At 56.1% G+C, this 13,853-nt stretch carries 14 protein-coding genes; 6 read left to right on the top strand and 8 right to left on the bottom strand.

What is annotated here, in order from left to right:
• Positions 1–77 precede the first annotated feature (77 nt).
• The 7 genes from ACR3EG_RS00300 to ACR3EG_RS00270 form a co-directional block, all read right to left on the bottom strand.
• On the bottom strand, positions 78–1,589 hold the full coding sequence (locus ACR3EG_RS00300; protein ID WP_480482844.1) for a mannitol dehydrogenase family protein: 1,512 nt from the start codon (positions 1,587–1,589) through the stop codon (positions 78–80).
• On the bottom strand, positions 1,589–2,362 hold the full coding sequence (locus ACR3EG_RS00295; RefSeq protein WP_480481904.1) for an L-iditol 2-dehydrogenase: 774 nt from the start codon (positions 2,360–2,362) through the stop codon (positions 1,589–1,591). Before ACR3EG_RS00295 ends, ACR3EG_RS00300 begins: the two co-directional genes overlap by 1 nt.
• A complete protein-coding gene (locus ACR3EG_RS00290; RefSeq protein ID WP_480481902.1) occupies positions 2,359–3,363 on the bottom strand; it encodes an ABC transporter ATP-binding protein in 1,005 nt (334 codons plus the stop codon). The genes ACR3EG_RS00295 and ACR3EG_RS00290 overlap by 4 nt, the downstream gene beginning before the upstream one ends.
• Positions 3,364–3,375: 12 nt before the next feature.
• Positions 3,376–4,206, bottom strand: a complete 831-nt coding sequence (locus tag ACR3EG_RS00285) for a carbohydrate ABC transporter permease (protein ID WP_170356287.1) — start codon at positions 4,204–4,206, stop codon at positions 3,376–3,378.
• 12 nt (positions 4,207–4,218) lie between these two features.
• Positions 4,219–5,085, bottom strand: coding sequence for a carbohydrate ABC transporter permease (locus tag ACR3EG_RS00280; protein ID WP_209196140.1), 867 nt, complete (start codon positions 5,083–5,085; stop codon positions 4,219–4,221).
• 106 nt (positions 5,086–5,191) lie between these two features.
• On the bottom strand, positions 5,192–6,493 hold the full coding sequence (locus ACR3EG_RS00275) for an ABC transporter substrate-binding protein (protein WP_480481900.1): 1,302 nt from the start codon (positions 6,491–6,493) through the stop codon (positions 5,192–5,194).
• Positions 6,494–6,588: 95 nt separating this feature from the next.
• The gene (locus ACR3EG_RS00270; protein ID WP_480481898.1) at positions 6,589–7,614 is read right to left on the bottom strand and encodes a LacI family DNA-binding transcriptional regulator; all 1,026 of its coding nucleotides are present in this window, start codon (positions 7,612–7,614) and stop codon (positions 6,589–6,591) included.
• 121 nt (positions 7,615–7,735) lie between these two features.
• Between ACR3EG_RS00270 and xylB the strand changes: the two genes are divergently transcribed.
• Positions 7,736–9,172: a xylulokinase gene (gene xylB, locus ACR3EG_RS00265; RefSeq protein WP_480481896.1), complete on the top strand. Its 1,437-nt coding sequence runs from the start codon at positions 7,736–7,738 to the stop codon at positions 9,170–9,172.
• 251 nt (positions 9,173–9,423) lie between these two features.
• On the opposite strand, the gene ACR3EG_RS00260 is transcribed toward xylB, so the two are convergent.
• On the bottom strand, positions 9,424–10,029 hold the full coding sequence (locus ACR3EG_RS00260; protein ID WP_480481894.1) for a helix-turn-helix domain-containing protein: 606 nt from the start codon (positions 10,027–10,029) through the stop codon (positions 9,424–9,426).
• A gap of 114 nt (positions 10,030–10,143) precedes the next feature.
• Here ACR3EG_RS00260 and ACR3EG_RS00255 point away from each other — a divergent pair, with 114 nt between their 5' ends.
• The 5 genes from ACR3EG_RS00255 to ACR3EG_RS00235 are packed head-to-tail and all read left to right on the top strand — an operon-like array spanning position 10,144 to position 13,750.
• Positions 10,144–11,334: an LLM class flavin-dependent oxidoreductase gene (locus tag ACR3EG_RS00255; RefSeq protein ID WP_480481892.1), complete on the top strand. Its 1,191-nt coding sequence runs from the start codon at positions 10,144–10,146 to the stop codon at positions 11,332–11,334.
• Positions 11,327–12,004 carry a glutathione S-transferase family protein gene (locus tag ACR3EG_RS00250; protein ID WP_480481890.1) on the top strand — a complete coding sequence of 226 codons (678 nt, stop codon included), beginning with the start codon at positions 11,327–11,329 and terminating at the stop codon, positions 12,002–12,004. The genes ACR3EG_RS00255 and ACR3EG_RS00250 overlap by 8 nt, the downstream gene beginning before the upstream one ends.
• Positions 12,001–12,486, top strand: a complete 486-nt coding sequence (locus ACR3EG_RS00245) for a flavin reductase family protein (protein ID WP_480481888.1) — start codon at positions 12,001–12,003, stop codon at positions 12,484–12,486. Before ACR3EG_RS00250 ends, ACR3EG_RS00245 begins: the two co-directional genes overlap by 4 nt.
• On the top strand, positions 12,483–13,379 hold the full coding sequence (locus tag ACR3EG_RS00240; RefSeq protein WP_480481886.1) for an alpha/beta hydrolase: 897 nt from the start codon (positions 12,483–12,485) through the stop codon (positions 13,377–13,379). The genes ACR3EG_RS00245 and ACR3EG_RS00240 overlap by 4 nt, the downstream gene beginning before the upstream one ends.
• Positions 13,376–13,750, top strand: coding sequence for a nuclear transport factor 2 family protein (locus ACR3EG_RS00235; protein ID WP_353392107.1), 375 nt, complete (start codon positions 13,376–13,378; stop codon positions 13,748–13,750). Before ACR3EG_RS00240 ends, ACR3EG_RS00235 begins: the two co-directional genes overlap by 4 nt.
• The last annotated feature ends 103 nt before the right edge of the window (positions 13,751–13,853 follow it).

Below are 13,853 nucleotides of genomic sequence, written 5' to 3'. Positions count from 1 at the left end.
TTGTCTCAAAAATTGAGGCTGTTTTACTTGGCTAGAACCAGCGTGCGCCCCAGCTGCTTGATTGGAGTTGCGGGAAGCTAGTTCGAAGAAGAACTGTGAGAAGTATATTCAGCTAGGGCCGCTCTGCTCCCATTTTTCCAAATCCCGTCTAACCACTGGCCAAAGGCTACAGTAAACTGTGCGCCGTCGCCGAATTCCCCGCAATACAGATCCTGCGCAAGCCAAAGTCCGGGATCAGTTTTGGCTGCTAGCGCAGTTTTTCTCAGATCTTCCCAAACAGGATCATTGGCGGCGATTCTTGAGCCATCCTCACGAATCCCAGCGCACATCCTGCACCATAAAGCTTCAGCTAGAGCCAGTCCTTTTATGGAAGCGCCTGAAGCAATTGCATCGCGTATCGACGGCAGCACGAACCCAGGGTGACGCGCCGATCCGTCGAACGCGACCCGACGCGTTGTGTCGTGAATTGCCGTGTTTTCAAATCGACGTTCAACCAGCCCAAGGTACTCTTGCGGGGTCGTTCCAGGAACAGCGTCGACATGGGGTAGAATTTCTTCGATTTGAACCTTTTTAAAAAACGCAAGTATGTCGGGGTCTTGCATGCAGGCTGAAATCGTCGGGACATTTAGTATCTCGCCAACATTCGCAAGCAGTTGGTGGCCTCCGTTCAATATGCGTAGCTTCAATGCCTCGTATCCGTGAACATCATCGGTCAGTGTGACCCCAACCTGTTCAAAAGGTGGACGCCCTGCACAAAAGTCATCTTCGATGACCCATTGGCGAAAGTTCTCATGTGAAACTGGGGCATGGTCGTCAACACCGAGCGCGTGGCATTGAGAAATCACTTGATCTGTAGTCGCCGGCACGATGCAGTCTACCATCGAATTGGGAAATGCGCCGTTCCGGTCGATCCAATCGGCTAGATCAGGGTCCGACAGGCGCGCTAACCCTACGATACAGTTTCGAAGGATAGTGCCGTTGCCCTGCAGGTTATCACAGCTCAGAGCGGTGAAGGGGGTCAAGCCATTTGCACGACGTATCCCGAGCGCTGCGACAATGGCGCCGAAAGCGGTTCGGGGGTGATTTGGGTTTGCCGCATCATGGAGAATATCATCGTGATCCGTAGCGAATGCGCCGGTATTGGCATCCAGAAAATAGCCGCCCTCAGTCACAGTTAAAGATACAATTCGAATAGACGGATCAGCCATTCCGCGGATCAGTGCAGCGTTTCCTGCCTCAATCGGCAGATAGTCGATCATCGGGCCTATGACTTCCGCCGTTACGCCTTTGGGGTCTAATTCAATCAGAGTGGTCAGGTAGCCCTGCGCTAGCAGCCTCTGGCGCATTTCGGCGTCATAACTGCGTACTCCTGCTCCGATGATGGCCCAATCGCGGGCCTTGCCCTGCTGCATGAGCTGATGAATGTACCAAGCCTGATGGGCACGGTGGAAATTACCAAGGCCGATATGAACGATGCCGGGCGTCATGTCCGAATGCTGATAACTAGGAGTTCCAACGGTCGATGGCAGGTCTGCAAGCTTGTCTCGCCGCAGTTGGATCGGAGGGGTTGCGTGTGTCACAGGGTTCATCAACTCATCCAATTTCCGCCATCGACATTGTAGGTTTGTGCAACGATGTATTTTGCCTCGTCCGAGGCGAGAAACACCGCCATCCCCGTCAGGTCTTCGGCCCGGCCCATGCGGCCGTAGGGAACTTCTGCGGCCACTTCTAATTTCTTCTGTCCGGGGGGTTTTCCTTCATGTTTTGCGAAGAACGCATCTACCCCGTCCCAGTGCTCGCCACCCACCACACCCGGAGATATGGCGTTCACATTTATCCCATGTGCGATCAGGTTCAGCCCTGCAGATTGAGTCAGGGAAATGATCGCCGCCTTGCTGGCGCAATAAACGGCGACCAGAGGCTCACCGCGACGCCCTGCTTGTGACGCCATGTTGATGATACGGCCCTTGGTGCCATGCGCGATCATGTGGCGCGCGACGGCCTGCATGGTGAACAAGGCGCCGGCGACGTTGATGTCGAAGACACGTTGGTAGTCGGCGCGCTCAATCTCAACAACTGGGGCGGCAGTGAAGATCGCTGCGTTGTTGATCAATATATCGATCGGGCCGAATTGAGCTGCGGTGCAGGCGATGGCGTCGTCGATACTCGGCTGGTTTGTCACGTCCATTTCCACGGCCAAAGCCGCAGCACCGATCTCCGTCGCGGCTTGCTGCGCACGCCGGATGTCGATATCGGCTATGGCGACACGGGCTCCTTCCGCAACATAGGCCTTCGCAAAGGCCAGCCCTATGCCGCGCGCGGCCCCAGTAATCAGGGCGGTTTTGCCAGCCAGACGTGTCATTCGATCCGCAAGCCTTTCGCATCAAACCGGTGTATCACATCGGCGCGTGGTGTCAGGTGAATGCGGTCGCCGTGGCGGAAACCGACCTCGCCATCAGCGCGGACAGTGATTGTGTCGGCCAGCCCCGTCTCGTGGACATGGAAAAATGTATCCGAGCCCAGATGTTCGGAAACGCTCACCACCCCGGACCACTGACCTTCGGTTTCTGAGACTGTGATATGTTCAGGCCGTATTCCGATGGTCTGAGCGCCGTGTTTTGCGGCCTCGTCACCCTCGATGAAGTTCATTCTTGGGGAGCCAATGAAACCCGCAACAAACAGGTTGCGCGGTGTCCGATACAGCTCTAGCGGGCTGCCGACTTGTTCGATTACTCCGGCCTGAAGGACGACGATCTTGTCGGCCATGGTCATGGCTTCGACTTGATCGTGGGTCACGTAGATCATGGTGGTGGCGAGGCGTTCGTGTAATTCGCTGATCTCCAGCCGCATGCCTACCCGCAATGCAGCGTCGAGGTTGGACAGAGGTTCGTCGAACAGAAATGCCGCCGGTTCGCGCACAATCGCGCGCCCGATGGCGACCCGCTGACGTTGGCCGCCAGACAGCTGGCCGGGGCGGCGATCCAGATAGTCGGTCAGGTTCAGAACGCTGGCGGCGCCTTCGACTCGCTTGTCGATCTCGGCCTGATCCAGTTTCGCCATACGAAGGGGAAAGGCGATGTTCTTGCGCACAGTCATATGGGGATACAGAGCATAGGACTGGAATACCATCGCCAGCCCTCGTTTCGCGGGCGGGACATCGGTGGCGTCCGCGCCATCAATGTCGATAGAGCCCGAGGTGATATCCTCCAACCCAGCGATCAGACGCAAAAGGGTGGATTTACCGCAGCCTGAGGGGCCGACGAAGACGGTGAACTCGCCATCTTCGATGGTCAGGTCCAGCGGCGGAATGACCTGCACATCGCCAAAGCTTTTGGTCACGGACTTGAGTTGTATACGTCCCATGTGTCGTGTTCCTTATTTCACAGCGCCGAAGGTCAGGCCGCGGACAAGTTGTTTCTGGCTGAACCAGCCAAGGATCAGGATTGGTGCGATTGCCATTGTCGAAGCTGCGCTAAGCTTGGCAAAGAACAGGCCTTCGGGGCTGGAATAGCTGGCGATGAAGGCCGTCAGCGGGGCCGCGTCGACGGCGGTCAGGTTGAGGGTCCAGAATGCCTCGTTCCAGGCCAGGATGAAGTTCAGCAAAACGGTCGATGCTATGCCCGGAATGGCCATAGGGGTCAGGACGTAGAGGATTTCCTCTTTCAACGTCGCCCCGTCCATCCGCGCGGCCTCCAGAATCTCGCCGGGGATTTCGCGGAAGTAGGTGTAGAGCATCCAGACAATGATCGGCAGATTGATCAGCATCAGGACAACGACCAGCCCTCCGCGCGTATCCAGCAGACCTAACCGAATGAACAGCAGGTAGATCGGGTAGAGAACGCCAACGGCAGGCAGCATCTTGGTGGACAGCATCCACAGCAGAATGTCCTTGGTGCGCTTGGACGGCACAAAGGCCATGGCCCATGCGGCGGGCACCGCGATGATGACGCCCAGAACAGTCGAGCCCCCAGCGATAATGACCGAATTCCACAGGAACCGCATATAGTCCGAGCGTTCCTGCACGATGGCGTAGTTTTCAAGCGTCCAGTTGAAGTTCAAAAACAGCGGTGGGCTGGCGATCGCCTGTGCCTCGGTCTTAAAGCTGGTCAGGATGGTCCAGAGGATCGGGAAAAAGATCAGCAGACCGACAGCCCAGGCGAGGGCAGTGTTCAGCGATTTGCGGCGGGTTGTGACGGTGCGGGCCATGGTCTTACCTCCTCACGCGTCCAGGTTCTTGCCGACGATGCGCATCAGGAAGATCGCAACGATGTTGGCTAAGATGATTGCGTAGACACCTCCGGCTGATCCGAGACCAACATTCTGGCTCTCCAACACACGCTGGAAGATCAGGTAGGTGAGTGTACGGGTGCCGAATGCGCCGCCGGTGGTCACGAAGATCTCGGCGAAGATCGACAACAGGAAGATCGTCTGGATCAGGATTACGATGGTGATCGCGCGGCTCAGATGCGGCAGAATGATGTGGTAGAAGCGCTTCAAAACAGGTGCGCCATCCATTTCGGCGGCTTCCAGCTGTTCGCTGTCCAGAGATTGGATAGCGGTCAGCAAGATCAGCGTCGCAAAGGGCAGCCACTGCCATGAGACGATCATGATGATCGAGGTCATGGATGCTTCGGACAGCCATGAGATCGGCTCGGCCCCGAAAAAGCGCCACAGATGCGCCAGCAGGCCGTTGACCGGGTCCATGAACATGTTCTTCCAGACCAAAGCGGACACGGTGGGCATGACGAAGAATGGAGCGATTACAAGAATGCGGACAACCCCTTGGCCCCACATCGGCTGGTCCAGTAGCATCGCCAAAAGGATGCCCAGAACAACAGTGATGACAAGGACCCCTCCGACAATCACAAGCGTTGCTTGAACTGCCGGCCAGAATGAGCTGGATGAAACAAATCGAACATAGTTGTCTAAACCGACCCAGCCCAGATCACCGCCCCGCAGAGGCAGGTATTTCTTGAAGGAAAAATACAGCGTCATCGTCAGCGGCACGAGCATCCAGCCAAGTAGCAGGACCACTGCAGGTGCCATCATCAGGCGAGCAACGGATCGGGAATGTTGAGTAGCCATAACGCAAACCCTCTCTGTTCAGGCGTAACTCAGCCTGCGAGAAAAACGCGAATTGTGGAAGGGTAAGGCGGGGGGCAGATTACTGCCCGCCCGCGGGGAGAAGACCTCAGTACCCTGCGGCTTCCATTTCTTCTGCGGTAAACGCCTGCGCCTTGGCCAGTGCTTCCTCGACCGTTTGCTGCCCGGCATAGACCGCCGAGAACTCTTGGCTGACCTGGGTCGCGATGCCTGCGAATTCCGGGATCGCAGCGAACTGGATACCAACATATGGAACCGGCTTGACCGTCGGGTTGTTCGGATCAGCGGACAGGATCGAGTCCAGCGTCATCTTGGCAAAGGGAACCTTCTGGTATTCCGGGTTCTCATACAAAGAGGTGCGCGCACCCGGCGGAACATTTGCCCAACCTTCGTTTTCGGCTACCAACTCGATGTAGTCTTTGGACGTTGCCCATTCGATGAACTGTTTGGCTGGGTCTTCCTGCTGTGTGCCGGCCGGAATGGCCAATGCCCAAGCCCAAAGCCAGTTGGAGCGCTTGCCCAATCCGGTGTCAGGTGCCAGTGCAAAACCAACGCTATCCGCTACGGTCGAGTCTGTGGGGTTGGTCACAAATGACGCCGCAACGGTCGCGTCGATCCACATGCCGCATTTGCCCTGCTGGAACAGGGACAAGTTCTCATTGAACCCGTTTGTGGCATAACCTGCGGGACCAGATTCCGACATCATTTCAACGTAGAAATTCAACGTGTCGGCCCATTCTGGCTGGTCGAACTGGGGCTTCCAGTCTTCGTCAAACCAGCGCGCGCCAAACGAGTTGGACATGGCTGTGATGAACGCGCCACCTTCGCCCCAACCGGCTTTGCCGCGCAGGCAGATACCGTTGATGTCAGCGTCACGGTCGGTCATGGCCGCCGCGGCCTCTTTGATGAATTGCCAGCTTGGCGCTTCGGGCATTTCCATGCCTGCTTTTTCCATCAGGTCGGTGCGATACATGATCATCGAGCTTTCGCCATAGAACGGTGCTGCGTAGAGCGTCCCTTCATGGCTCAGGCCGCCTGACATTGCGGGCAGGATATCGCCAACGTCATAGTCCTCGGACAGACCATCCAGCGGAACCAGCCAGCCGTTCGCACCCCAGATCGGGGTTTCGTACATGCCGATTGTCATGATGTCGAACTGACCGCCCTTGGTGGTGATGTCGGTGGTGACGCGCTGGCGCAAGACGTTTTCTTCCAGCGTTACCCACTCGACGTCAATTCCAGTCGCTTCGGTAAATTTGTCTGTATAGCCCTGCATCCGGATCATATCGCCGTTGTTTACAGTCGCGATAGTGATGGATTGCGCATGGGCCGCTGCCGTTGCGACGAAAGTCATTGCAGTCGCCGCACGAAGTGCGTGCTTCAGATACATCCCTGTCCTCCCTGAGCTTGGATGTCGTGCAGAGAGGTTAGATCGCAAATTGTCGCGCAGTCAATAAAAACTTTACGCGCGTTAATTTTGTATCGTTATGCGGATTCTCTTAAAACCAACCGAGCTGGGAAAAGAGTCTCCGTCCGGTTTTCAAATTTCCCTCCGCTTTCAATGAGTTCGAAAAGCGTTTCGACGCTTCGCGCCGCCACGTTGTCATAATCGTGCGCCGCGGTAGTCAGTGACGGGCAGGTAAATTTTGCAAAGGGATGATCGTCATTCGAAGCCACACGCAAAGCGCAATCGTCTTTTCGACCGACGCGAATCCCCTGTTCAAAGCACGCCGCCAGAAAGCCGATGGCCAATCGGTCATTGCTGCACAGAACTGAATCCGTGCGCAACTTGCGTTCATCCAGCACCTTGAGCGCGCCGAGCCGCCCAATCTCTTCAAAGGCCCAACCTGTACCTTCGATTTTGATCACATGCGGCTCAAAACCCAGACGTTCCATCACCTCGATATAAGCTTTTCGCCGTTTGTTTGCATTGGGGTTTGCAGGTGTCCGCATTTCGAAGAACGAAGGCGGCTCGCCAGTACGGGTCATGTATTCCACGGTCTGAGACACAAAGCTGAAATTATCAGACCCGATAAATGCGGCGCCCAAACCGTCGAGGTTGCTGTCAAACAGAACTGTCGGGACGCTGGCGCAGAATTTCTCAATCGCGGACTTGTCTGAGATACGTCCCAATGGCGCCAACAAAACGCCCGCGGGCTTTAAAGATTGCAAGCCGTCCAGGATTTCGTTTTCCAGCTTTTGTTCACCGTGAGAGCTAAACAGAAACGGGCGATACCCCGCTGCGATACAGCTTTGCTCAAGATACCGCGCAATTTCGGCAAAGAACGGATCGGCCAGATAGGGCACGACGATGCCAATATTCTTAGTCAGTTTACGGTTCTGGTTCACAGCATAGATGTTCGGGCGATAGTCAAACCGCTCCAGCGCCTCTTCGATACGGGCCCTCGTCGATGGGCGAACACTGTCTGGATCGTGGAAGTATTTAGACACAGTGGGACGCGAGATCCCGCTGAGGGCTGCGAATTCTTCCATATTCTTTATCTTGTTCATGCCAGTCTGCCTGCGGATCTAAGCCGCCTTGATCTTATCCTATTTTTACATATTCTTTGCGCGCGCTAAAAAGATCAATAGCAAGACAAGTTCCGGACTTTTGTGCAGGTAAGGGGTTTGAATGTATCTCGGGATCGATATCGGTACGTCAGCGGTCAAGCTTGTCTGCGCAGATTCCAGTCGAATTCTTGCTATGTCCTCAGCGAGGGTAAAGACCTCTTCTCCGAAACCCGGTTGGTCAGAACAGCACCCAGATCTTTGGTGGCAGGCGACACGCGACGCTTTAGGCCAGCTTTCCAAGCAAACCAAATTGTCAGAGGTTAAGGCAATCGGGTTGTCAGGTCAGATGCACGGGGCCGTATTGTTGAACCGTGATCTGCGCCCAATCCGCCCGGCCATCCTGTGGAATGACAGCCGGGCAGCGCGAGAATGCGATGAACTGCGAACGACCTTGCCGGAGATTGGTCAAATCGCTGGCGTCCTCCCTTTGCCGGGCTTCACCGGGCCCAAGATTACATGGCTGAAGCAACATGAACCGAGGCACTATGCCCAACTTGCCCATATCCTGCTACCTAAGGACTACATCGGTTTAAAGCTGCATGGCGAATTGGGAACTGATACGTCCGATGCTGCTGGGACAATGTGGCTCGACCAGGCGTCGCGTGGCTGGCACGCCGGCATTGTCGAAGCCACGGATGTAGACTGGGATTGGCTGCCGCAAGTGTTCGATGGGCATAGTGTCGTTGGGACTGTGACAGCGCAAGCCGCGACTGAGACCGGCTTGAAACCTGGAACTCCAGTTGTTGTCGGAGGCGGAGACGCAGCAACAGGGGCTGTGTCTTTGGGCGCCACCGAACCGGGTCGCGGATTTATATCCCTGGGGACCTCTGGCCAGTTGTTTGTGGCAGATCGCTGCTACAAGCCGAACCCCGAACGCTATGTGCATGCTTTTGCGCACACACTGCCCGACCGATGGTATCAAATGGCAGCAATGTTGAATGGTGCACGGCCGATTTCATGGATAGGCAGCCAGTTGGAACTGTCCGCGGCCGAGGTTGTCGCGCTTGCCGAAACGGCCAGCAGGGATCGAGTTCCAGTCTTTCTACCTTATCTGACGGGTGAGCGCAGCCCTCATGGCGACCCGCATATCCGAGCCTGTTTCTTTGGACTGGAGGATTCTACAACACGCGCAGACATCTGCCGTTCCGTGGTAGAGGCGATTGCTTTCTGCTTTGCCGATGCGGCGCAGAGTTTCGGAGGCACAATCGAAGATTTGCCGGAGCTCGCAGCGATAGGAGGAGGCAGCAAATCAGATCTGTTGTTGAGGCTGATCGCGACGGCGACCGGAAAGCCAATTGTGCGGTCAGCTGGGGCAGATTCCGGTCCGGCTTATGGTGCGGCAAGGCTGGCAGCTTTGGGTGTAGGGGCTTTGGAAAGAACTGATCTTGCAGCTCAACCGCCATCAACCGACAGGTTCGAGCCCGCAGATATGGCACCGTTGTTCGAACGATTGACGCGGTTTCGGCGGCTTTACAAGGCCATCCGTCTGACCGAATAGTTGTCAGCACTTTCAAAAAATCTACGCCGCTTGCTTTTCCCGCAGCGGGATCATTGCTGTCTTAACAAACAAGAAAACCTTAAATACGCAGGTCGCTGATGCTCGAATTGACAGAGCGGACGGCGGCAAAGTCCGAACTTAAATCCTTGCTCACCGTCGAATGCAAGCAGGTGGGACGAACGGCGGCCATCCCGTTTGTGACCACCACATACGCAAAGCTATTCTTGGATTGTCTTTGATAAGACCAAACGTCACCAGGTGATGCGTATAGGTGACATCGCCCAGACCATTGTCGCTTCCTTTTCTGTCTTGTTGCGAAAGCGGTGCGCGATCATGGACGGGTAGGAGAAGCTATCTCCTTCACGCAATGAAATGATCTCGCCCCCGAGACGCAGTTCAACTGCACCGCTTAGGACGATGGCGTGTTGCTCACCTTCAAAGGAATACCCCTCCAGCGGCTCGGGCGGTTGTCCTGCGCCGGGACGGAATCGCGACAGTATCAGGTAACACTGGCCGGACAACGTGCTGGAAAGTAATTCGTCCTCAAAGCCCAACTCATCTGTTGACCGCGTATACATCGCAGACAGCGCCCTGCGGTTTTCGCGTCGCACGACGTGCTTGCGTTCCAGCGGACCTTCTCCCGCCTGTGTGGGAAAGAACCAACCCGGGTCAACCGCAAGCGCATCGCTAATTTCTGCAAGCAGGTCCTCTGACACCTTGGCCGCGCCAAGTTCAATCCTGCTGAGATAGGCTTTGGAACATGACACCGCTTCGGACAGGTGCTGCAGGGTCAGTCCACGTGCTTGACGCACTTCGCGAATTTCACTGCCGAGCCGTTGGGCGTCAGTCTGGGACACGTCATTTTTCATGTCTTCAGGATAAATGATTTCAGTTGACTTATCGATAATAAATCAACTTAGTTGAAATATGAGGTAAAAATCAACCACGCTTGGACTGCATGGGAGGAAGCTATGCGCTTTGATTTGATTGCCAATTTCAGCCCCGGCGAGACGATTCCATGGGCGCGCACGCTGGAAATGATCCTCGAACAGTGTTCCTTAGCCGAGCAGGCTGGTTTCACGACCGCATGGTTCACCGAGCATCACTTTGCCCATAACGGCTATATGAATGCGCCGCCCAACCCGATCCAGATGGGTACGCATGTGGCCGCGCACTGCAAGAAACTGCGGGTTGGGACGGCCCCCATCATCTTGCCCGATTGGCACCCCCTGCGTGTCGCCGAAGATGCTGCAATGTTGGATAATATGACCCAAGGCAGGTTTGATTTTGGCGTTGCCAAGGGCATCAACGAACGCTCGACCCTTCAATTCAATGAGGACGCGGACCGGCGCGACAATGCTAAGGTAATGCGACTGTATCAGGAAAGCCTTGAGATTATCCTGAAAGCCTGGACCAACGAGGCGTTCACTCATCACGGTGAGTTCTATCAGTTCCCGGTTCCCGGATGGAAAGAGACCAACCGGTTCTTTGATCCTCTGGACCCGCGCTACCACGACGAAGACGGCGAATACAAAGCGATGTATGTGCATCCGCGCCCCTATTCCAACCCCCATCCGCCGGTCTGGCTGATGTCGAACGCTCCGCCCACGTTCAAACTGGCGGGCGAACGTGGTTGGGGCGTGATCTCGATGGCGGCCGGCCCCAAGGCAACGTTGGCCTGTTGGGAACCTTATCGTCAGGCTCTGTCGCAACGCGAAGGGCGCGAAGTGAAGCTGGGCGAGGGTGTTGGTGTTTGCACGGCGTTTTATGTCGGTGAAAGCATGGAAGAAGCGGTGAACACGATCCGTGGCCCGATCAATGCTTATTACGAATTCCTCGGCGGGTCGCGCCCCAAAGGGGAATGGACCAAGCATGGTTATCTGGATGTTGGCGAAGAGATGACGCCCGAGGATGAGGGCATGGACTGGTTCGATTTCCTCAATAAACGAGGCATCATCGTGGTGGGCGACGCCGAATACGTCGCGGACAGATTTGCCGAGCGGCAGGAAACCATCGGCCTCGATCACCTCATGCTGATGCAGCAATATACCGGTGTGCCTTACGAAAAGATCCTCGCCAGCTGGCATCGCCTGTTCGAGCACGTGGTTCCCAAGTTCGGCACGCAATCCATCGCGCAAAAAAGGATGCTTGAACATGCTTGAGATTTGGGGGCGTCCTTATTCATCGAACGTCATTCCGGTGATCTGGACAGCGAATGAGCTGGGGTTGGACTATACGCTGCAACTGGCCGGCGGCAGCTTTGGCAAGCTCGACACCGAAATGTACGCGCAGATCAATCCTAACAGGATGATCCCGGCGATCCGTGATGGCGACTTTGCATTGTGGGAAAGCCTCGCCATCGTACGTTATCTCTGTGACCGCTACGGTGCGGGAACGCTGAGCCCTTCGGACGTTCAAACCCGTGCGACTGCGGATCAGTGGATGGAGTGGTCGGCCAGCCGCGCCTTTGGGCCGGTGATCTACCTGTTCTTCGCAACGGTACGTACGCAACCCGACCAGCGCGACCCGGAAAAGATCGCCAAGCTGCGTGATGAGGCGCATGAAGCCCTGACCCTTCTGGATCAACACCTTGCGGATCGTGCCTATGTCTGCGGGGACAGCTTTACGATGGCCGATATTCCCTTGGGCTGTGTGGCCTATCGTTACTTCAACGTCGAGGTCGACCGCCCGCCCTTGCCAAATGTCGAGGCCTGGTACCAGCGACTCGCGGCCCGCCCCGCGTACCGCGATCACGTCATGCGCCACTTCGGGACCAACCCCGATGAATGGGCTGCGCTGGAAAAAGCCTGTGCCAACGAAGGGGTGCTATGATGGACGTCCGAGACTACCGCCGTGCCCTCGGCGCCTTTCCGACGGGGGTGACCATCATCGCCACCTATGACGCGGACGGTGCGCCCTGGGGCCTGACCGCCAATTCCTTTACTTCGGTCTCACTGCAGCCGCCGGTTGTCTCGGTTTGCGTCGCAAAGTCCGGCCGTGTCTTTCCGGCGCTGGCGCAATGCGATCATTTCGCCGTCAATATCCTGTCGGCCGATCAGAAAGACCTGGCGATGCACTTCGCCAGTGATGTCGAAAACCGGTTTACCGATACCGAATGGACCGTTGGAACCACGACCCCTCTGATCCCCGGAGCGTCGGCACAATTGGAATGCACGGTTCACAGCAGGGTCGATGCCAACGATCATGAAATCCTTCTGGGTCGTGTCGTAAACTACACCCAGGTGCCCATCCCCCCACTTGTCTATTGCCGTGGTGCATTTTTCTCAGCACCCCAACCCGAGGCTCTGCCATGAAAGATCATCTGACCTATCACACCCGCTTCAGTCCTGAAGAGTTCGACGCGCAATACAATCTGCGGGCAGGGCGGCCTGACTATGAAGAGACTGTCATTCCCACCTGGAGCCGCGACAGCGAGGCCGCGCGCGCCACATCCGATTGCAGCCTCGATATCCGCTATGGCGAAGGTGAGAAACAAAAGCTCGATGTTTTCCGCTGTCCGGATGTGGATGCCCCAACACTGATGTATGTCCATGGCGGCTATTGGCAACGCGGCGACAAGTCGATTTACAGCTTCATCGCTCCGCCCTTTGTCGCGGCAGGGTGCAATGTTGTAATCGTCGGCTATGACCTGTGCCCATCGGTAACCATCACGCATATTTCCGAAGAAATCCGCGAAGCGATGGCTTTTATTTGGCGCAATGCGCGTGATTTGGGTCTTAATCCGGACCGTATCACCGTGATGGGTCATTCGGCTGGCGGCCATATTACGCAGATGATGATGGCGACCGATTGGCCCTCGCTTGGCGACGATCTTCCTGCAGACCTGATCAAATCCGGCATCCCGGTGTCCCCGCTCAGCTATCTGGAACCGGTGCGCCTGACTGAAGCGCTGAATGCCGGTATCCGGATGACGCCGAAAGAGGCCGAAGCGGAAAGCCCGATGACCAACCACCCGCCAATCACGAATGCACCGCAGCTGGTCGTTGTCGGTGGCGCGGAAACCGACGAATTTCACCGGCAAGCTCGGATGTATGTCGAAAAATTTGGGGCCGCGGACCGCGAGGTCGGCCTCTACATCGTCCCGGACGTCGATCACTTTGACGAATTGAACGTGCTTGTCGACCCGGCAAGCCCGTTCTTCAAGCACACTTGCGATATGCTTCAAGGAAAAGGACCGCAATCATGACCGCTTTGACCCGAGCCCTCGTCGACGCCGTCGGCGACGCGTTTAATGCCAATGACATCGATGCCGTTATGAAGCATTTCGCAGCCGACGCCACATTTGATCACGCCGTCGGTCCGGACGAGCATGGCGTGCGTCTGGAAGGCGCCGAAACCATCCGGGGTGCATTTTCTGCGCTGTTCGAAAAAGTGGAAAACGTGCACTGGGAAACGCTGGACTGCGCGATCTCGGGCAACAAAGCCTACTGTGAATACCGGCGCACCGCGACGCATAAGGATGGTTCGAAAGAAGAGTTCCTCAGCGTCGACATCCTGACCTATCGCGATGGGCTAATTGTGCACAAAGACACCTATTACAAACAACGGACAAGCTGATCAGTTCACTTCGCTGCGATCAAATCTCTAAAGACTTGCTGAAGAAACCAGCCATCGTTTTGGGTGCTGTATAAAGTTCGTGAGGCCAATTTACTGCGACGGT

The sequence above is a fragment of the Ruegeria sp. AM7 genome (assembly GCF_056535965.1).
Note: the sequence above shows the minus strand (reverse complement) of the source record. Positions and strands in the feature narration are given on the sequence as shown.